The 17,710-nt window shown below is 71.7% G+C and carries 20 protein-coding genes and 2 pseudogenes; 12 read left to right on the forward strand and 10 right to left on the reverse strand.

The window, feature by feature from the left end; genetic code table 11:
- The first annotated feature begins 45 nt into the window (after positions 1 to 45).
- The 6 genes and pseudogenes from ABZY57_RS17065 to ABZY57_RS17090 all read left to right on the forward strand — a co-directional run bounded on the left by ABZY57_RS17065 (position 46) and on the right by ABZY57_RS17090 (position 3,756).
- Positions 46 to 1,296: an ADP-ribosylglycohydrolase family protein gene (locus tag ABZY57_RS17065; protein WP_356512625.1), complete on the forward strand. Its 1,251-nt coding sequence runs from the start codon at positions 46 to 48 to the stop codon at positions 1,294 to 1,296.
- 138 nt (positions 1,297 to 1,434) lie between these two features.
- Positions 1,435 to 2,295: an LLM class F420-dependent oxidoreductase gene (locus tag ABZY57_RS17070; RefSeq protein ID WP_356512627.1), complete on the forward strand. Its 861-nt coding sequence runs from the start codon at positions 1,435 to 1,437 to the stop codon at positions 2,293 to 2,295.
- Positions 2,296 to 2,331: 36 nt separating this feature from the next.
- Positions 2,332 to 2,502, forward strand: a pseudogene (locus tag ABZY57_RS17075) (prevent-host-death family protein); the annotation flags it as partial.
- Between the two features lie 3 nt (positions 2,503 to 2,505).
- Complete coding sequence (locus tag ABZY57_RS17080) at positions 2,506 to 2,784, forward strand: type II toxin-antitoxin system RelE/ParE family toxin (protein WP_356512629.1); 279 nt, start codon at positions 2,506 to 2,508, stop codon at positions 2,782 to 2,784.
- 76 nt (positions 2,785 to 2,860) lie between these two features.
- Positions 2,861 to 3,016 (forward strand): annotated as a pseudogene (locus ABZY57_RS17085) (DUF397 domain-containing protein); the annotation flags it as partial.
- Positions 3,017 to 3,165: 149 nt separating this feature from the next.
- On the forward strand, positions 3,166 to 3,756 hold the full coding sequence (locus ABZY57_RS17090; RefSeq protein ID WP_356512631.1) for a hypothetical protein: 591 nt from the start codon (positions 3,166 to 3,168) through the stop codon (positions 3,754 to 3,756).
- 33 nt (positions 3,757 to 3,789) lie between these two features.
- Here ABZY57_RS17090 and ABZY57_RS17095 read toward each other — a convergent pair whose 3' ends face one another.
- Together ABZY57_RS17095 and ABZY57_RS17100 are read right to left on the reverse strand one after the other, a co-directional pair.
- Positions 3,790 to 4,149 (reverse strand): DoxX family protein, encoded by a 360-nt coding sequence (locus ABZY57_RS17095; protein WP_356512633.1) that lies wholly within the window; start codon positions 4,147 to 4,149, stop codon positions 3,790 to 3,792.
- A 53-nt stretch (positions 4,150 to 4,202) separates the two neighbouring features.
- The gene (locus tag ABZY57_RS17100) at positions 4,203 to 4,328 is read right to left on the reverse strand and encodes a hypothetical protein (RefSeq protein ID WP_356512635.1); all 126 of its coding nucleotides are present in this window, start codon (positions 4,326 to 4,328) and stop codon (positions 4,203 to 4,205) included.
- Positions 4,329 to 4,415: 87 nt separating this feature from the next.
- Here ABZY57_RS17100 and ABZY57_RS17105 point away from each other — a divergent pair, with 87 nt between their 5' ends.
- Positions 4,416 to 5,267: a LysR substrate-binding domain-containing protein gene (locus ABZY57_RS17105; RefSeq protein ID WP_356512686.1), complete on the forward strand. Its 852-nt coding sequence runs from the start codon at positions 4,416 to 4,418 to the stop codon at positions 5,265 to 5,267.
- A 17-nt stretch (positions 5,268 to 5,284) separates the two neighbouring features.
- Here the strand turns inward: ABZY57_RS17105 and ABZY57_RS17110 are convergent, their stop codons facing one another.
- Positions 5,285 to 5,827: a GNAT family protein gene (locus tag ABZY57_RS17110; RefSeq protein WP_356512637.1), complete on the reverse strand. Its 543-nt coding sequence runs from the start codon at positions 5,825 to 5,827 to the stop codon at positions 5,285 to 5,287.
- A 124-nt stretch (positions 5,828 to 5,951) separates the two neighbouring features.
- On the opposite strand from ABZY57_RS17110, the gene ABZY57_RS17115 reads away from it, so the two are divergent.
- From ABZY57_RS17115 to ABZY57_RS17130, 4 genes are all read left to right on the forward strand, one after another.
- Complete coding sequence (locus tag ABZY57_RS17115) at positions 5,952 to 6,590, forward strand: LysE family translocator (RefSeq protein ID WP_356512638.1); 639 nt, start codon at positions 5,952 to 5,954, stop codon at positions 6,588 to 6,590.
- A gap of 37 nt (positions 6,591 to 6,627) precedes the next feature.
- Positions 6,628 to 7,197 (forward strand): hypothetical protein, encoded by a 570-nt coding sequence (locus ABZY57_RS17120; RefSeq protein ID WP_356512640.1) that lies wholly within the window; start codon positions 6,628 to 6,630, stop codon positions 7,195 to 7,197.
- Positions 7,198 to 7,313: 116 nt separating this feature from the next.
- Positions 7,314 to 8,255 (forward strand): sigma-70 family RNA polymerase sigma factor, encoded by a 942-nt coding sequence (locus ABZY57_RS17125; protein WP_356512642.1) that lies wholly within the window; start codon positions 7,314 to 7,316, stop codon positions 8,253 to 8,255.
- A gap of 32 nt (positions 8,256 to 8,287) precedes the next feature.
- Positions 8,288 to 8,686 carry a VOC family protein gene (locus ABZY57_RS17130; protein ID WP_356512644.1) on the forward strand — a complete coding sequence of 133 codons (399 nt, stop codon included), beginning with the start codon at positions 8,288 to 8,290 and terminating at the stop codon, positions 8,684 to 8,686.
- Between the two features lie 34 nt (positions 8,687 to 8,720).
- Here ABZY57_RS17130 and ABZY57_RS17135 read toward each other — a convergent pair whose 3' ends face one another.
- Both ABZY57_RS17135 and ABZY57_RS17140 read right to left on the reverse strand, forming a co-directional pair.
- Positions 8,721 to 9,509, reverse strand: a complete 789-nt coding sequence (locus tag ABZY57_RS17135) for a DUF4239 domain-containing protein (protein ID WP_356512646.1) — start codon at positions 9,507 to 9,509, stop codon at positions 8,721 to 8,723.
- A gap of 43 nt (positions 9,510 to 9,552) precedes the next feature.
- On the reverse strand, positions 9,553 to 9,960 hold the full coding sequence (locus ABZY57_RS17140; RefSeq protein WP_356512648.1) for a helix-turn-helix domain-containing protein: 408 nt from the start codon (positions 9,958 to 9,960) through the stop codon (positions 9,553 to 9,555).
- Positions 9,961 to 10,019: 59 nt separating this feature from the next.
- On the opposite strand from ABZY57_RS17140, the gene ABZY57_RS17145 reads away from it, so the two are divergent.
- Positions 10,020 to 10,667 carry an NAD(P)H-binding protein gene (locus ABZY57_RS17145; RefSeq protein ID WP_356512650.1) on the forward strand — a complete coding sequence of 216 codons (648 nt, stop codon included), beginning with the start codon at positions 10,020 to 10,022 and terminating at the stop codon, positions 10,665 to 10,667.
- A gap of 94 nt (positions 10,668 to 10,761) precedes the next feature.
- Here the strand turns inward: ABZY57_RS17145 and ABZY57_RS17150 are convergent, their stop codons facing one another.
- The 5 genes from ABZY57_RS17150 to ABZY57_RS17170 all read right to left on the reverse strand — a co-directional run bounded on the left by ABZY57_RS17150 (position 10,762) and on the right by ABZY57_RS17170 (position 17,680).
- A complete protein-coding gene (locus ABZY57_RS17150; protein ID WP_356512652.1) occupies positions 10,762 to 11,058 on the reverse strand; it encodes a hypothetical protein in 297 nt (98 codons plus the stop codon).
- A 161-nt stretch (positions 11,059 to 11,219) separates the two neighbouring features.
- Complete coding sequence (locus ABZY57_RS17155; RefSeq protein WP_356512654.1) at positions 11,220 to 12,800, reverse strand: APC family permease; 1,581 nt, start codon at positions 12,798 to 12,800, stop codon at positions 11,220 to 11,222.
- Positions 12,801 to 13,031: 231 nt separating this feature from the next.
- Complete coding sequence (locus tag ABZY57_RS17160; RefSeq protein ID WP_356512656.1) at positions 13,032 to 14,507, reverse strand: aldehyde dehydrogenase family protein; 1,476 nt, start codon at positions 14,505 to 14,507, stop codon at positions 13,032 to 13,034.
- Positions 14,504 to 16,243 (reverse strand): D-aminoacylase, encoded by a 1,740-nt coding sequence (locus ABZY57_RS17165; protein ID WP_356512658.1) that lies wholly within the window; start codon positions 16,241 to 16,243, stop codon positions 14,504 to 14,506. The genes ABZY57_RS17160 and ABZY57_RS17165 overlap by 4 nt, the downstream gene beginning before the upstream one ends.
- Positions 16,244 to 16,552: 309 nt before the next feature.
- Positions 16,553 to 17,680: an LLM class flavin-dependent oxidoreductase gene (locus ABZY57_RS17170; protein WP_356512660.1), complete on the reverse strand. Its 1,128-nt coding sequence runs from the start codon at positions 17,678 to 17,680 to the stop codon at positions 16,553 to 16,555.
- Positions 17,681 to 17,710: the final 30 nt, after the last annotated feature.

Below are 17,710 nucleotides of genomic sequence, written 5' to 3' on the forward strand. Positions count from 1 at the left end.
TACAGTGCCCGCCAGGGCACGCGCGGGCAGTCCGGGGGGATCGACATGGACACGGCGACGGAAACGGCCGGGGATCAGCAGCACGGGCCCGGGGCCGCCCAGCCCCTCCCCGCAGCACCGGCGCTCCCTCCCGCCCCGGCCGCACCGGCACCCGCCGCACCCGCCGCCGGTGCCACCCTCGGCGGCCGCGCCGCGGTCACGACCGGCCTCTGGGGCCGCACCGAGCAGCAGGACTTCCGCAGCCGCGTCCGGGGCACCCTCCTCGGCTCCGCCATCGGCGACGCCCTCGGCGCCCCCGTCGCCACCCTCTCCCTCCCCGAGCTCGTGGCGGCCCACGGCCCGGCGGGCCTGACCGAGCCGGCCCCCCGCGCCGAGGTCACCGCCGCCACCCAGCTCGGCCTGTTCACCGTGGACGGCCTGATACGGGCCCACGTGCGCCGGGACACCGGCGCCTGGCACCCGCCGACCGACGTGCACCGCGCGTACCTCCGCTGGGCGCTCACCCAGCACGACTGGGGCCCCGACGAGCGCCGCGAGGACAACGGCTGGCTCGCCCAGGAGGAGTGGCTCTACGCCCGGCGCTCCCCCGACCGCTCCTGCCTGACCGGCTTCGCCGACGGAGTCCTCGGCACGCTCGCCCAGCCGAAGAACCCGAGCGCCCTGGACCCGGCCGCCGCCACCCGTTCCGCCCCCTTCGGGCTGCTGGTCGGCTGGGAGCCGGCCCTGGTCCTGCAACTCGCCGTCGAATGCGCCGCGCAGAGCCACGGGCACCCCACCGCGTACCTGTCGGCCGGCGCCCACGCCGTCATCGTCCACGGCCTGACCCGCGGCGAATCCCTCGACTCCGCCGTCCAGCGCGCACTGGGCCTGCTGGGCGTCCGCCCCGGCCACCAGCCCGTCACGGACGCCCTGCAGCGCGCGCTCGGCGCCGTCACCACGGGTGTCCCGTCGCCGCAGGCGATCGAGGGCCTGTCCTCCGGCTACGGCCGCTCCGCCGAGGAGGTCCTCGCCATCGCCGTCTACTGCGCCCTCGTCGCCGAGAACGTGGCGCACGGCCTGCGCCTCGCCGTGAACCACGGCGGCGACTCCGCTGCCACCGGCGCCCTCTGCGGCTCCCTGCTCGGCGCCCAGCACGGCGAAACGGCCCTCCCGGCGGCCTGGGTCGCCGGCCTCGAAGGCCGCGCCACGGTCCTGGAACTCGCCGACGACTTCGCCCTGGAGATGACCCAGGGCCCCGCCCTCCACGGCCCGACGGCAGCCTCCACCACCTGGCTGACCCGGTACCCGCGGGGCTGACACCGGGGGTCCGGTCCCGGCCGTGGACACGCCCACGGCCGTGGACACGCCCACGGCCATGGCCGACGCACGCCCCTGCCGTCCGCACGCGCGAACCCGTACTTTGGCCCTCCCCAGACCACGGAGGTGTCAGCGCACATGCGGATCGCCACGACCGTCTTCCTCACCGACCGCACCATCGCTCCCGTACCCCTGGCCCGCGCCCTGGAGGAACGCGGCTTCTCCGGCCTCTACCTCCCCGAGCACACCCACATCCCGGTCAGCCGCGTCACCCCGGCCCCGATGGGCGGCGAACTCCCCGACCGCTACGGGCGCACCCTGGACCCCTTCGTCGCCCTCGGCCAGGCCGCCGCCGTCACCGAGCGGCTCCACCTGGGCACCGGCATCACCCTCGTCGCCCAGCACGACCCCATCGACCTCGCGAAGCAGGTCGCGACGCTGGACCACCTGTCCGGCGGCCGGGTCACCCTCGGCATCGGCTACGGCTGGAACGTCGAGGAGGCCGCCGACCACGGAGTCGAGTGGCGCACCCGCCGCGAACTGGTCCGCGACCGCATGGCCCTGATGCGGACCCTGTGGTCCCCGCACCCCGCGGCGTACGTCGGCCAGTTCTCCTCCGTCCAGGCCAGCTCCGCGCACCCGAAGCCGGTCCAGCCCCCGCGCGAACTCGCCCCGGGCGTGCCCCTGTACGGCCCGCGCACCCTGATCGGCGGCCAGGCCGGCCCGAAGCTCTTCGCGGCCATCGCCGACCACAGCGACGGCTGGCTGCCGATCGGCGGCGGCGGCCTGACGGAGTCGCTCCCGGCGCTGCGCCAGGTCTGGGAGGCCGCGGGCCGCGACCCCAAGTCCCTCCAGGTGGTCCCGTACGCCGTCCAGCCGACCCCCGGCAAGATGTCCCACTACGCCGACCTGGGCATCGAGGAGGTCGTCCTCCAGCTCCCCTCGGAGGGCGAGGCGGAGATCCTCCGGATCCTGGACGGGTTCGGGCAGTACGTGTGAGAGCAGAGCCGGAGCCCGAGCCCAACTCATGTACATCAGGAAGCCGTCGTGATCGACATCGAGGAGTACCAGCGGCTTCGTCGACTCGCGGACGAAGCCGAGGACGCATGGCTGAACAAACTGGCCGACGAGGCCGAGAGCGAAGGGACCGCAGGGTCCGTATCGCTTGAGGAGATGGCCGCCATCCTCCGGCACGATCAGGCCTGACGGATGGGATACGTCACCCGCTTCACCCCTCACGGCCAGCGCGACCTGCTCAAGGTCCCCCGCCCCGACGCCCTGCGAATCCTGCACCGACTGGCAGAGTTCCAAGGAGCCCTTACGGCGGGGGACACCTCGGCCTTCGACATCAAGGTCCTCCAGGGGCACGCATCCCGCTGGCGCCTCCGCATCGGCGACTACCGCGTGGTCTACACGATCGAGGACGGCAAGCTCATCATCTGGGTACTTCCCGCCGGGCACCGCCGCGAGGTCCACCGGGGCCTCTGAGGATTCCCCCCGACGCCGAGCTCCGCCCAGACCGTCCTGCCGACCACCCGGCCCCACCCACCTCTCCTGGCACAAGTCCACGTACGACGGCAGCCAGGGCGACAGCTGCGTCGAGGTCGCAAGCTGCGCCGACTCCGTCCACGTCCGGGACTCGAAGGTGACCGCCGGACCCGAGCTCGCGGTGTCCCCCCGGACCCGGGCCGCGTTCGTGGGCGGGGCCACCGGGCCCTGAGCTGCGGATCCTCCGTAGATCTCCCTCCGCACCCACCCCCACCCGGAGCAGGGCCAGCAGCCGCCGGGTGGTTAAGTAGTGATCTTCAAAGTGCGAAGAATGATGGGGAGTTCAGAGTGAAGTCCGTTGTGCGGGGGACTGTGTGTGCCGTGGCGCTGGTGGCGGCGCTGACCGGCTGTGGGAGTGACGGGGACGCCGCTGATTCGCCCGTGGGTGTCGTCGGGATCGGAAGCGGCGACGGGAAGGGCAACAAGTCCGGCCCCCTGTCGGTGGAACAGGTGCGGGCGGCACTGCCGACCAACGAGGTGCTGGGCGGCGTCTTCGTCGGCGATGACCTGGCGGCGTTCGAGGGAGAACCGGCGCGCCAGCACTGCGCCGAGCAGACCGGCACTCCGTGCACCGGCTTGGTGGCCGCAGGCCACAAGGAGGCTGCCGCGCGGGGGAATGCGGATGACGACGAGGTCGAGTTCACCCTCTTCTCGTTCGATTCGAAGGAGGCCGCGAGTGCCGCAGTGAAGGGCCTGGCAGCCAAAATGGGGAGCCGTGAGCCCGCACCCGAACGGACTCAGCTCGCAACCGGCGCGGACGAAACCGAGGCGTTCACCAACGGCAGGTCCAGCGCCCGTACCGTCATGCGCGTCGGCAATGTCGTGGCGTACGTCCAGGCGGGCATCTACGACAGCGAGAGCAGGAACCGCATGGCCACGCTGCAGGTCGAACTGATCAAGAAGGCCCGCTGACGGTCCTGACGGCCGGACGAGGGCCGCGCTCACTCACAGCCCGGTGGCCAGCCAGATGGTCACGGCCGCGGTGGTGACGAGCCCGACGTTGAGTGCGATCCGGCCGTCTCCGCCCGTCAGGTGGACGGCTATCGCCCCTGCCTGGAGGAGGACGAAGCCGCCGGCCGCCGCCGACGCCAGCGGGAGCGCGATGCCCGTCAGCGGCGGCAGGATCAGGCCGGTCGCGCCGAGTACTTCGACCGTCCCGAGCGCCCTGAGGGCGGTCAGGGGCATGCGGTCGACCCAGGACATCATGGGTCGGAGCCGATCAGGGCTGCGGAACACCTTCAGTGTCCCCGCGTAGAGGTAGAAGAGGGCGAGCAGTCCCGCGACGATCCAGTAGGCGATGTTCATGGTTTCCGTTCATCGGTGAGGGGTGATCGGTCCGCGGGGACGCGTCGGCTGCTTCAGTCGAGGCCGGTGGCAGGCTCGGTCGCATAGCGGCTCATCGCGATCCTCTCGCCGCCGCCGGGGCCCACTACCGATACGGCGGGAACGGCCTGCGGCCCGTCGGCCTCTGCTTCTTCGGTCATGCCCACAAGTGCACCGCCGGGGGCGGGCCCGTGTCCAAGACCCGTCCCGCAGCGCCGATACCCGACGGGTATCGTTGCAGCGTGGAGCTGGAGCTACGGACCTTGCGCTACTTCGTGGCCGTCGCCGAGGAACTCCACTTCGGCCGGGCGGCCACCCGACTGCACATGAGCCAGCCGCCGCTGAGCCGTGCGGTCAAGCGGTTGGAGGCCGATGTCGGGGCCCTGCTGTTCACCCGCTCACCCACCGGCGTCACGCTCACTCCGGTGGGCGCAGTGCTGCTCGACGAGACACGGGCCCTGCTCGACCACGCCGACCGCGTCCGTGTACGTGTGAGCGCGGCAGCCGGCGGCGCGACCCTCACCGTCGGCATCCTGGGCGACGGCACCGACCCGGGAGTGTCCAGGCTGGCCGCCGCCTACCGCCGAACCCACCCCGGCATCGACATCCGCATCCGCGAGACCGATCTGACCGACCCGACGTGCGGGCTGCGCACCGGACAGGTCGACGTCGCCCTGACCCGAGCGCCGTTCGACGAGACCGCCCTGACGGTGCGTGAGCTGCGAACCGATCCGGTCGGGGTGGTCCTGCGCGCCGACGATCCGCTGGCCCGCTGCGACCGGCTGCGGCTGGCCGATCTGAGCGACCGCCGCTGGTTCCGGTTCCCCGAGGGCACCGACCCCGCCTGGCAGTCCTACTGGAACGGCGGAACGCCGCGCGAGGGCCCCGTGGTGCGCGCCGTCCAGGAATGCCTGCACGCCGTGCTGTGGAACGGCACGGTCGGCCTGGCCCCGCTCGGACACGATCTGCCCGCGGAGTTGGCCGTGGTGCCACTGGTCGACATGGCACCGAGCCGAGTGGTGGCGGTGTGCAACGAGGGCGACACCAACCCGTTGGTCCGATCCTTCATCGGGATCGCGGCAGCCGCCTACCGCCATTGAGCCGCGCCCGGACCGCCTCAGGCGGTGACGGCCGGCTGCCAGTCGCGGGCCAGGAGGCCGAGGAGGACCTCGTCCAGGAACTCGCCCATCACCCAGGCCGAGGAGCGCAGCACGCCCTCGCGGACGAAGCCGTTGCGCTCGGCGGAGCGGAGCATCGCGGTGTTGTCCGCCAGCGTCTCGATCTGCAGCCGGTGCAGGCCGCGGACGACGAAGCCGTAGTGGCACAGGACCGCGACCACGTCGGTGCTGTAGCCCTTGCCGCGCGCGGACGGCAACAGCCCGAGCCCGACGTGCGCGGACCGGTTGTGGTGGTCGATGCCCCACAGCGTCGCGGTGCCGACCAGCGCTCCGCTCTCCAGGTCCACCACGGAGAACGGCACGTGGCCCTGCTCCTTGTCGTCCACCTGGAACGGCAGGGCCTGCGAGCCGGCCATGAGCGGCCGCCACGGGTTCGCGGTGGCCCGTGAAGCGGTGACCACGTCGTCGTGAAGACCGGCATGCAGGAGGGGGATGTCGTCCTCGTGCCGGGCCCTGAGCCCCACCGTGTTGCCTCTTAGCATGCGAGCTTCCTATCCGACCGGCCGGTCGGCGGCAACCCGATTGTTGCCGGAGCGCCCCCGCCCGCCCCGCCGCCCGCGCAAAAATCCCTTCCCCTCCCACCACCCGTCCGGAACGATGAAGTGCATGGTGTCCACTGACCGACTGCTGGCGTTCGCCGCCATGTCGTTGCTCTTGATCCTCATCCCCGGGCCGAGCGTGCTCTTCGTCATCGGGCGGGCGCTGTCCCAGGGGTGGCGGGCCGCGCTGATCACGGTGGCCGGGAACACGCTGGGTGCGTACGTGCTCGTCGTCGCCGTGGCCTTCGGGGTGGGTTCGGTCGTGGAGCGGTCCGTGCTCGTGTTCAACGTGCTGAAGCTCGCGGGGGCCGCGTACCTCGTCCACCTGGGGGTCAAGGCGTTCCGGCAGCGGCACGCGCTGCGTGCGGAGTTCGGGGCGGGCGCAGCCGAGTACGGGAACTGGCGGTCGCTGTGGGAGGGATTCGCCGTCGGGGTGGCCAATCCGAAGACCATCGTGTTCTTCGCCGCCGTCCTGCCGCAGTTCGTGGACCGTGATCAGGGTCACGTCACCGCCCAAATGCTGCTGCTCGGCCTCGTGTTCAACCTCATCGCCGTAGTCTGCGACAGCGCCTGGGGGATGGTCGCCGCGACCGCCCGCAGCTGGTTCTCTCGGTCTCCGCAGCGGCTCTCCGCCGTGGGCGGGGCCGGCGGGCTCGCGATGATCGGTCTGGGTGTGACCGTCGCCGCGACCGGGCGCAAGGACTGATCCCGGAGCCCCACCCGAAACCTCCCCAGGGGGAAGCATGCGCGTCCGCTTACCGCTCGTGTCGCTGGTCACCATCGGCGGCGTCCTGCTCACCGGGTGTGCGGGGGAGCCCGAGGTCACCCCGCCGAAGACGAACGTGAGCTTCAAGCCCGCGCCGACCTTCACCGCCCCGACCCCCAGCAGCACGGGGCCGGCGAACCCCGGACCGGGCGTGATCCGGTGGTACGGCACCGGCGGCGAGAAGCTGCTCCACGGGCTGATCTCCGCGGCGCGGACCGCCCGGGGCCAGCACGAGGCCGGCAAGGTCGTCATCGATCTGGGCCCCTTGTCGGACCGGCTGGAGGAGGCCCGCAGTTACACCGTCGCCTACATCCCCGATCAGAAGACCCACGACACCTGGACCAAGGCCCGCGAGCACCTCTCCTCCGGCATGGGCAGGGTGCTGAACGCGTCGGGCCTCGCCGTGTCGCCGACGAACAAGGAGAAGGCCGCGGAGGCGGCCGCCAGCGGCTGGGCGGAGATCGGCGAGGGGATCCAAGGACTCAAGGAGACGGACGACCAGCTCCGCGCGCTGGGCTGCCTGCCGACCGAAGACCCCTGGAAGTAAAGGGGTTTCGGGGGGCTCGGGCTCTCGGGTATCGGCGCGGACGGATGATCTACTGATCCGGCCGGTCGGGGACTCAACACGGGGGTGTGGACATGGGTGTGGCCATGGGTGGGGACATGAGTACGGGCACGAGCGCGGGTCCGGACGGGAACGCCGACGGGCGGCAGCACCTGCTCGTCCTGCGCTTCGAGGAGCACCGCTCCCATCTCCGCGCCGTCGCCTACCGGATGCTCGGGTCGATCGGTGAGGCCGAGGACGCGGTCCAGGAAGCGTGGCTGCGGCTCAGCCGTAGCGATGTCAGTGACGTGGAGAACCTCGGCGGCTGGCTGACGACGGTCGTGGCGCGGCTGTGCCTGAACGGCCTGCGGGCCCGCGAGACCCGCCGGGAGGACTCCCTCGACGACCGGCTGGAGCGTGCGCCCCGGATGCCCGACCCCGTCCTCGCCCGGGAGGGCGGCGTGGTCGACCCGGAGGACGAGGTGCTGCTCGCCGATTCGGTCGGGCTGGCGCTGCTCGTCGTGCTCGAATCCCTCGCTCCGGCGGAGCGGCTGGCGTTCGTCCTGCACGACATGTTCTCCGTGCCCTTCGACGAGATCGCCGTGATGCTCGACCGGACACCGGCGGCCACCCGGCAGCTCGCCAGCCGTGCGCGGCGCCGCGTCCAGGGGCAGGCACCCGCGGCGGATCCGGACCTGGGCCGGCAGCGCGAGGCTGTCAGCGCGTTCTTCGCGGCCACCCGCGACGGAGACTTCGACGCGCTCCTCACCCTGCTCCACCCCGACGTCGTCCTGCGTTCCGACGGCGGCGTCGCGCGCGCGGGCCAGTCGGTGGTGCTGACCGGAGCCCGGACCGTGGGCTCGCAGGCGGCCCTCTACAGCGTGCTCGCCCCCTTCGTCCGCCCCGTCCTCGTCAACGGGGCGGCCGGCGTGCTGTGCGTGGTCGAGGGCCGGCTGATGTCGGTGATGGCCTTCACGGTCACCGGCGGGCGGATCACCGCGATCGACGTCCTCACCGATCCCGACCGGCTGGACACCATCGACATCGGCCCCTTCATCTGACGGTCCGGGCCCGCCCGTTTACCCTCTCCACCATGATCGACGCACGCGCGCACATCCGGATCGCCCGGCCCTCCCTCGACCTCGCCGCCGCCGAGCGGTTCTACGTGGGAGGGCTCGGACTCGACGTGCAGTGGCGCACCACCGAGCGGGTCTCCGGGAAGCACGACCTTCTGATGGTCGGGCCCCTCGGGGGCGGCTGGCACTTCGAGCTGACCCACGACCCCGAGAACCCGGTGGCGCCCGCCCCCACCGCCGAGGACCTCTTCGTCGTCTATCTGGGCAAGGAGCCCGACGAGGCCCTCGTGTCCCGGCTCGTCGAGCACGGCGGGACCCGTACGCCCGCCCACAACCCGTACTGGGACACCTACGGGGTCACCGTCACCGACCCCGACGGCTACCAGCTCGTCCTGTCCTCCCGCACCTGGGGCTGAGCGACGGCGGCCGGGCGCGGCGCCCCGGCTCGGCCTAGGGCCAGAACTGCGCCAGCGCCGCCTCCTTGTACGGTGCCGGGCTCACGCTCAGTTCCCCGGCGAAGGGCCGGTCGAGGGCCATCACCAGCAGCAGGCTGAAGCCGATCAGCCCCGCCACCGCGGAGACGAAGAGCAGCTGCATCTTCAGGCTGCGCAGTCCGAAGAGGAAGGTGAGGGGGAGGATCACCAGCGCACCGCCGTACACGAGCACTTGGAGCAGTGGCGGCAGTGAGGTCTCGGCCATCGTCACGCGCGCCCGGCGCTGCGCGGCCACGTCGTTGAGGCGGCCGACGGCCTCCCCGTAGAAGGTCTCGCTCCGGGGGCCGGAGGGCTCGTAGGCCTGGAGTGCCGTGTACAGGGCGTGCGTCTGGTCGGCGGTGGCCGCGTAGCTGGGCCGGCCCTCGCGCATGAGGGGCCACTGGATCTCGACGACGGCGTGGACGTAGTCGCCCACCGCCCGGTCCACGCGGGCGCGTTCGGCCGGCGGGAAGACCTCCGCGCTGCGGACGACCAGGGCCAGGTCGGTGGCCTCGGTCGCGACGACGGTCTGGGTGTTCTCCAGTTGCGTCCACAGGGTGACGACGACGAAGGCGAGGATGATGCCGTAGATCGCGCCGAACATCCCGAGGGCCACCCCGACCATCTCGTTGTGGTCGCCGTCCGCGAGGTGCGGGAAGCGGCGGCGCGCGGCCAGGCTGCCGCCGATGGCGAGGGCGACGAACCCGCCGACGAGGAGGACGCCGAGGAAGAAGGTGCTGAGGTGATTGAGCAACCAGAGGTTCATGTCCTGCCCAACGACCTCTCCCTCGGGAGGGCCCGCCCAGAAGTCAGCGCGAGCGGCTCGTGCGCGGCGGCTCCGCCCCCGCCTCCTGGGCGTCGAGCAGTTCGTCCCAGTGCTCCCGCGTCCACGCGCAGGCCGCGTCCAGGGGGCCGAGCAGTCCCCGGCCGAGCGGGGTGAGGGCGTACTCGACCCGGCGCGCCGGGGTCTCGTACTCGGTGCGCGCCACGAAGCCGTCGCGCTCCAGCCCGCGCAGGGACTGGGTGAGGGACTTGGCGGTGATCTCGCGCAGCGGGACCTTGAGCTCCGAGAAGCGGCGGGGGCCGTCCTGGAGGCAGCGCAGGATCAGCGTGGCCCACTTGTCGCCGATCCGGAACGGCACCAGCGGCGACGGGCAGACGGGGTCGAACATCTCGGGGTCGAGGGGTGGGGGCGTGAGCGGCGGCCTCTGCGTCATGATCCACACGGTAGGCGGGTATCCGATCGGTAACCACCCCTCCCCCTAGGGTCCGTGGCATGACGAACCAGGGGAACGAAACGCAGGAACGGCGCAAGATCGTCGTCTTCGGTGCCGCCGGCCGCGTGGGCCGGGCCGTCGTCGCCGAGGCGCGGGCCCGGGGGCACGAGGTCACCGCGGCCGGGCGGGGGGACGGGGACGTCACCTCGGCGGCGGACGTGGCACGGCTCGCCGCCGGGCACGATGCGGCGGTGGCGGCGGTGTACGACATGGGGGCCGCGCCGGGCGAGTTCTTCCCGGCGGCCGCCCGCGCGCTGGCGGCGGGACTGGGCGGGGCCGGGGTGGGCCGGCTGGTGTCCGTCGGGCTGGCGTCGGTCCTGCCCACGCGGTCCGGGGCGCTGCTGATGGACACCCCCGGCTACCCGCAGGAGTGGCGGGAGTTCTACGTCGGCCACGGCGCCGGCACCGAGGCCCTGCGGGCGGCCGCGCCGACGGGCCTGGACTGGGCGGTGCTGAGCCCCTCCGGCGACTTCGCCCCGGTGGGCGAGCCCGGGGGCGGGCCGGGGGCCGGTCCCGGCGGTGGCTACGCCTTCGCCCCCGCCGATGCCGGGGCCCGGATCCCGCACGCGGAGTTCGCCCGGGCCGTCCTGGACGAGGTGCTGGCTCCGACCGTGCACCGCACCCACGCGGGGGTGACGGGGGCATGACCGGGACCCCGCCCGCGTCCACGGGCCCGGCCGCGCGGTCCCGCTGGTGCTGGTCACCCGTACCGCCGCCACGACGGCCGGGGCGGTCTGAACCTCAGCCGCGCACCTGCGGCGCCTTCGGCAGCCCGGCGGCCAGCGCGCCCCCGGCTCCGCCGAGGGAGGCGTCGGTCGCCTTCGACGCGGAACCGGCGGCACCGGCGGTGATCTCCACCGCCGTCTTCGCGTCCTTGACGGCGGTGCCGGGGTGTTCGACGATCTCGCCGACGCGCTGGGTGATCGGGGGCCCTTGGATGGCGGGCTCGTCGGCGGCGTGCGCGACGGCGGGACAGAGGGCGAGGGCCGCTCCTCCTGACAGGACGAGGGCGGCGAGGCTGCGCTTGATGGGGTTCATGCCCGGCCCAACGACCCCGCCGCACCCCGGGTCACCGCTCCCGCCCACTTTGGGGTGAGTGCCGGCCGGCGACAACGCCCGCGGCCCCGGATCGGAGGAACGATCCGGGGCCGCGGGCGTGCATGACACAGCGGGGGGTGAGGGCGCGAGGCCCTGCGGGGTCAGTCCTGGACCACCAGGGACGGGGTGGACTTCGTCAGGACCTCGCCGCGGAAGAAGGCGGGACTGCGGCGTTCGGTGATGAACATGACGACCAGGCCGAGGGCCAGCAGGCCGACGCCGATGACGAAGACGTTGCCGACGTCGAGTCCGGGGAGGGTGGAGCCGGAGCCGTAGGACGGGTCCCAGGCGTCGTACAGGGTCTTGAAGAAGACCGAGGCCAGCAGCACGCCGCCCAGGATCGGGAAGACGCCCTTGAAGAACAGGTCGCGGGCGGAGGTGCGCAGTTCCTTGCGGAAGTACCAGACGCAGGCGAAGGCCGTCAGCGAGTAGTAGAAGCAGATCATCAGGCCGAGCGCGAAGATCGTGTCGGTCAGGACGTTCTCGCTGACCAGGGTCATCACCGTGTAGAAGACGCCGGTGGCGACGCCCGCCATGATCGTGGCGCGGCCGGGGGTCTTGAACTTCGGGTGGACCTTCGCGTAGGAGGGCGGCAGCGCCTCGTACGTGGACATGGCCAGGACGGTGCGGGCCACCGGGATGAAGGTGGTCTGCAGGGAGGCGGCGGCGGAGGCCAGGACCGCGATGAAGAGCAGGACGCCGAGCGCCGGGCCCATGACCGGGCCTGCGAGGGCGGCGAAGACGTTGCCGGAGGTCTCCTCGTTGGCGAGGCCGAGGCCTTCGCCGCCGGAGCCGACGGCCATCTGGGCGGCGATGCCGGTGGCCAGGTACGAGCCGACGAGGACGACCATCGCGATGAGCGAGGCGCGGCCGGGGGTCTTCGTGGAGCCGGTGGTCTCCTCGTTGGTCGCCAGGCAGGCGTCCCAGCCCCAGTACATGAAGATCGAGAGCGAGAGTCCGGCGGTGAAGGCCGCCATGGACTCGACCGCGAAGGGGTTCATCCAGGACCAGGAGAAGTCCAGGCCGGTGTCGAAGGTGCCCGCCGAGGCCTTCTGGAAGGCCATCGCGACGAAGAGGGCGAGGACGGCGAGCTGGAGGCCGACCAGCGCGTACTGGACGCCCTTGGTGGCCGTCATGCCGCGGTAGCTGATGGCGGTCGCGGCGGCGATGAGGGTGAGGCAGGTGACGATGTGGACGAGCTTGTTGTCGTCCAGGGCGGCGATCGAGTCGTTGCCCGTGACCTCGCCGGCCAGCAGCCAGAAGTAGGACGTGGCGACGCCGGCCAGGTTGGAGAGCACGATGATCGTGGCGATCACCAGGCCCCAGCCGCACATCCAGCCGATCCGCGGGCCGAAGGCCTTCACGGTCCAGGTAAAGGAGGTGCCGCAGTCCGGCATGGCCTTGTTGAGCTCGCGGTACGCGAAGGCGACCAGGAGCATCGGGAGGAAGCCCGCCAGGAAGATCGCCGGCATCTGCATGCCGACTTCACCGGCGGTGGAGCCGAGGGTCGAGGTCAGGCAGTAGACGGGGGCAACGGTGGAGATGCCGATGACGGCGCTTCCCACGAGGCCGACGGAGCCCTTGCCGAGACCCTTGCCGCGCACATCACCATCGGAGCCACCCTGGGGGGCGGCTCCGCTTACCGTGTCTCCGACCTGGGGCCGGGCGTCCAGCTGTGTCATACGTCAGGACGTTAGACGCTGCGTTTTCCACATCCGGAGGACCAAAGTCCAGTCCGCCGCCCACTCAAAACCCTTCGAATCTTGAGATCGAGAGTCTTCATGAGGACGTAATGCAAGGTTCACAGGCCCGCCGATCATCGTTTCGGCAGGCCTGAACCTTTAGTTTCGCCATGCGGAAACCGCAGCGCTGTCCGTTTTGACCCTTTTCAAACTTTCCAGGTCAACATTTGGTCAAGCCCATACGATCGACTGCATCTCGCTGTAGGCGTGCAGTGCGTACGAGCCCACGTCCCGCCCCACACCGGACCGTTTGAAGCCGCCGAACGGCGCCTCCATGTTCCGCCCGATCGTGTTCACGCCGACCCCGCCCGCCCGCAGCCGCCGCGCGACGCGGAAGGCGCGCGCCGCGTCCGCCGACCACACGTAGCTGATCAGGCCGAAGTCGCTGTCGTTGGCCAGCGCCACCGCCTCGTCCTCGTCCCCGTCGAAGGGGACCACCACCACGACCGGCCCGAAGATCTCCTCCCGGACCACGCGCATGTCGTTGGTGCAGTCGACGAGCAGGGTCGGGGCCACGTAGAAGCCCTTGCCCGAACCGGCACCCTCACCCACCACCGGCCGCTCGCCGCCGAAGGCGATCCGGGCGCCCTCCTTCCTGCCCAGCTCCACGTACGACTCCACGCGGTCCCGGTGCGCCGCCGAGATGACCGGGCCCACCACCGTGCCGCGCACCGCCGGGTCCCCGACCTTCATGAAGGCCAGGTAGCCCTGCAGCTTCTCCACCAGCTGCCCGTACACCGACCGGTGGACGATCACCCGGGTCGGAGCCGTGCAGATCTGCCCGGAGTAGAAGGAGAAGGTGGTACCGATCCCCATCACCGCAGCGTCCAGGTCGGCGTCCGCGAGGACGATCGCCGCGCCCTTGCCTCCCAGCTCCATCAGCTGCCGCTTCATCGTGCGGCCGCAGACCTCGGCGATGCGCTGACCGACGCCCGTGGAGCCGGTGAAGGACACCATGTCCACTTCGGGCGAGTCCACGGCCGCCTCGCCGACCTCCACCGATGTGCCGGAGACCACGTTCACCACGCCCGCCGGGACCCCGGCCTCGTGCAGGGCCTCCGCCATCCGGAACACCGACAGCGGGTCCTGCGGGGCGGGCTTGACCACCACGGTGTTGCCCATGGCCAGCGCCGGGGCCACCTTGCCCGCCGGGTTGGCCCACGGATTGTTGTACGAGGTGATGCAGGTGACGACCCCGACCGGCTGGCGCACCTCCAGGGCGCCGAGGATGCTCGCCGCACCCATCGGGCCCGCCTCGGTGACCTGCGGAGGAAGCCCGCGCTCCACCGGTTCCAGCGCGCCCTTCGCGTACCGGCGGAAGCGGGCCACGCCCACCCCGACCTGCATGCCGCGCGCGATCCCGGTGGGGGCGCCCGTCTCGGCCTGGGCGAGCGCCGCCCAGGGCTCGTACTCCCGCTGGATGACGTCCGCGGCCCGGTCCAGGATCGCGGCGCGCTCCTCCGGCTTCGTCCGCGACCAGCCCTCGAAGGCCGCGGCCGCGGCGCGCGCCGCGTCCTCGACCTGACCGCGCGAGGCCTCGGGGGCCAGGCCGACGACGGATTCGTCGGCCGGGTTGACCACCTCGTAGTGCCCGCCGGCCGGCTCGACCCACTCGCCGCCGATGTAGAGCTTCTGTGCGCTGGTCACCTGGTGCTCACCGTCCTCGTGTCACGGCCCGAACGCAGGACGATCCCCGGGACGGCCCCCGTGACCTCGTCGTCGCGGATGGTCTCCACGCCGTTGACGCGTACGGACACCATGCCGATCGCCCGCGCGTCCAACCGCGGGCTGTCCCCGGGCAGGTCGTGCACGAGCGTCGCCGGTCCCGCCTCGATCCGCTCCGGGTCGAAGAGCACCAGGTCCGCGTGGAAGCCCTCGGCGATCCGGCCGCGCTCGCGCAGCCCGAACAGCTGAGCCGGGTCGTCGGTGAGCATCCGTACCGCCTGCTCCAGCGGCACCAGCTTGCGGCCGCGCAGGCAGTCCCCGAGGAAGCGGGTCGTGTACGGGGCTCCGCACATGCGGTCCAGGTGGGCGCCCGCGTCGGAGCCGCCGAGCATGACGTCCTCGTGCTGCCAGGTCTCGGCGCGCAGCGCCCAGCTCGCCGGGTCGTTGTCGGTGGGCATGGGCCAGAGCACCGTACGCAGGTCGTCGTTGGCGCAGATCTCCACCAGGCACTGGAAGGCGTCCTGGCCGCGCTCGGCCGCGATGTCGCCCACGACGCGGCCGGACAGGCCCTCGTTCGCCTCGGTGTAGGTGTCGCCGATGACGTAGCGCCCGAAGTTGGCCAGGCGCCGGAAGACGCCGGCCTCCTTGCTGGCGGCGCGGCGCAGCATCTCGGCGCGCACGTCGGCGTCGCGCAGCTTCGCGATGCGCTCGGGGACGGGCAGGCCCAGGATCTCGCCCCAGCCGGGGATGAGGTTGAGGGCGCAGAAGGTGCCGAGGGACATGTTCATGGGGGTCAGGATCGGCATCGTCAGCGCCACGATGCGACCGCCTGCCTTGCGGGCGCGCTCGCTGGGGATCAGCTGGCGCGGCACGCGCTCGGGGACGGAGGCGTCGATGGTGAGCACGTTCCAGTTCAGGGGCCGTCCGGCGGCCGCGCTCATCTCGACGAAGAGGTCGATCTCCTCGTCGGCGAACTGGTCGAGGCAGCCCGCGACGATCGCTTCGAGCTGGGTGCCCTCGTGCTCGGAGACCGCGCGGGAGAGCGCGAGGAGCTCCTCGGGCTTGGCGTGCCGGGAGGCGACGGGGGCGCCGGAGCCGTCGGAGTGCGTGGAGGACTGGGTGGTCGACAGCCCCCAGGCGCCGGCGTTCATGGCGTCGTGGAACAGGTCGAGCATCGCCTGCATCTGCTCCTCGGTGGGCTGGCCGCCGACGGCGTCCTCGCCCATGACGTGCCGGCGCAGCGCGCAGTGGCCGACCATGAAGCCGGCGTTGACGGCGATGCGGCCGTCGAGCGCGTCGAGGTACTCGCCGAAGGTGGACCAGGTCCAGTCGACGCCCTCTTCGAGGGCCTTGAGCGCCATGCCCTCGACCTTGCTCATCATGCGGCGGGTGTAGTCGGCGTCCTCGGGGCGGGCGGGGTTGAGGGGGGCCAGGGTGAATCCGCAGTTGCCGCCCGCGACGGTGGTCACTCCGTGGTTCATGGAGGGGGTCGCGTACGGGTCCCAGAAGAGCTGGGCGTCGTAGTGCGTGTGGGGGTCTATGAACCCGGGGGTGAGGACGAGGCCGGTCGCGTCCTCGCTGGTCCGGCTCTCCTCGGTGACCGTCCCCGGCGGGGCGATGACGGCGATGCGGCCGTCGCGTATCCCTACGTCGGCCACGCGGGCCGGGGCGCCGGTCCCGTCCACGACGGTGGCGCCCTTGATCAGGTGGTCGAGCATGACGTCCTCTCTGCCGGTGATTCGTCTTGCGGTCCGCTTCCTGCGGGCTCCGCCCCAGACCCCGCTCCTCCAACGCCGCAGGGGCCGAATTTCCCGGACCGCCGGCGGTCAGGTGCGGGCTGACGCCCGCCGAAATCCAGCCCCTCCGGCGTTTGAGGAGCGGGCGTCCGGGGGCTGGTCCCCGGCAGCGGTGCCGCACCCGCGCGCCAGGACCCCGGTCGGGGTCACGCCGGGCCGGCCGCAGCCACGGCATGACTCCGGCCGGGGCCGGTACGGGGCGGCGGTCCGGGAAGACGCCGCCCCCGTTCCTCAGGCTCCCGAAGCCTCACGGAAGCGCGTGGTGCGGTGCACCGGGTCGGTGTCGATGTGCGGGATGACGTGTTCGCCGATGAGCTTGATGGTGGTCATCGTGTCCTCGGGCGAGACGCCGGTCGGCAGGCCGAAGGAGAGCTGGTCGGCCCCGGCCTCCTCCCAGCGCTTGCACTGCGCGCGGACCTCGGACGGGTCGCCGCAGATGAGCAGTTCCTCGGCGATCAGCAGCTCGATGATCTCCGCGTTGTACTCGGGGAGGATCTCGGGCCACTCGGGGATCATCTCGGGGCGCGGGAAGGTGTCGTGGTAGCGGAAGACCAGCGACTGGAAGCGGTTCATGTTGGCGTTGACGGCGATCTCGACGGCCTTGTCGTGGGTCTCGGCGCAGATCGCGGTCGAGGTGACCATGACGTTGTCGTTGACGAAGGCGCCGATGGCCTTCGCCTCCTGGATCGCGGTCTTGTACTGCTCCAGCACCCAGGCCATGTCGGAGACCTTCTGGACGCTGAAGCCGAGGACTCCCAGGCCCTTCTTGGCGGCCATGGCGTACGAGGAGGGGGAGCCGGCGGCGTACCACATGGCCGGGTGGGCCTTGCCGTACGGCTTGGGGAAGATCTTGCGCGGCGGGAGCGACCAGTGCTTGCCCTGGAACCCCTCGTACTCCTCCTGGAGGAACATCTTGGGGAACTCGGCGATGGTCTCCTCCCAGATCTCCTTGGTGCCGTTCATGTCCTCGATGCCGGGAAGGAAGCCGAGGATCTCGTGGCTGCCGGCGCCGCGGCCGGTGCCGAACTCGAAGCGGCCCTTGGAGAGGTGGTCGAGCATGGCGACCTTCTCGGCCACCTTGACCGGGTGGTTGACCGGGGCGAGCGGGTTGAAGATGCCGGAGCCGAGGTGGATGCGCTCGGTGGCGTGAGCGAGGTACCCGAGGAACACCTCGTTCGCCGACAGGTGCGAGTACTCCTCCAGGAAGTGGTGCTCGGAGGCCCAGGCGTACTTGAAGCCGGACTTGTCCGCCTGGATGACGTACTCGGTCTCCTCGATCAGCGCCTTGTGCTCTGCCTCGGGGTCGACCTTGGACCGCGCCTCAGGCACGTATCCCTGCACAAAGAGCCCGAATTCCAAGGGGATTCACCGTCCTTCTGTTTCTGACGT

This window comes from Streptomyces sp. NPDC006450 (assembly GCF_040612195.1).
Classification (GTDB): domain Bacteria; phylum Actinomycetota; class Actinomycetes; order Streptomycetales; family Streptomycetaceae; genus Streptomyces.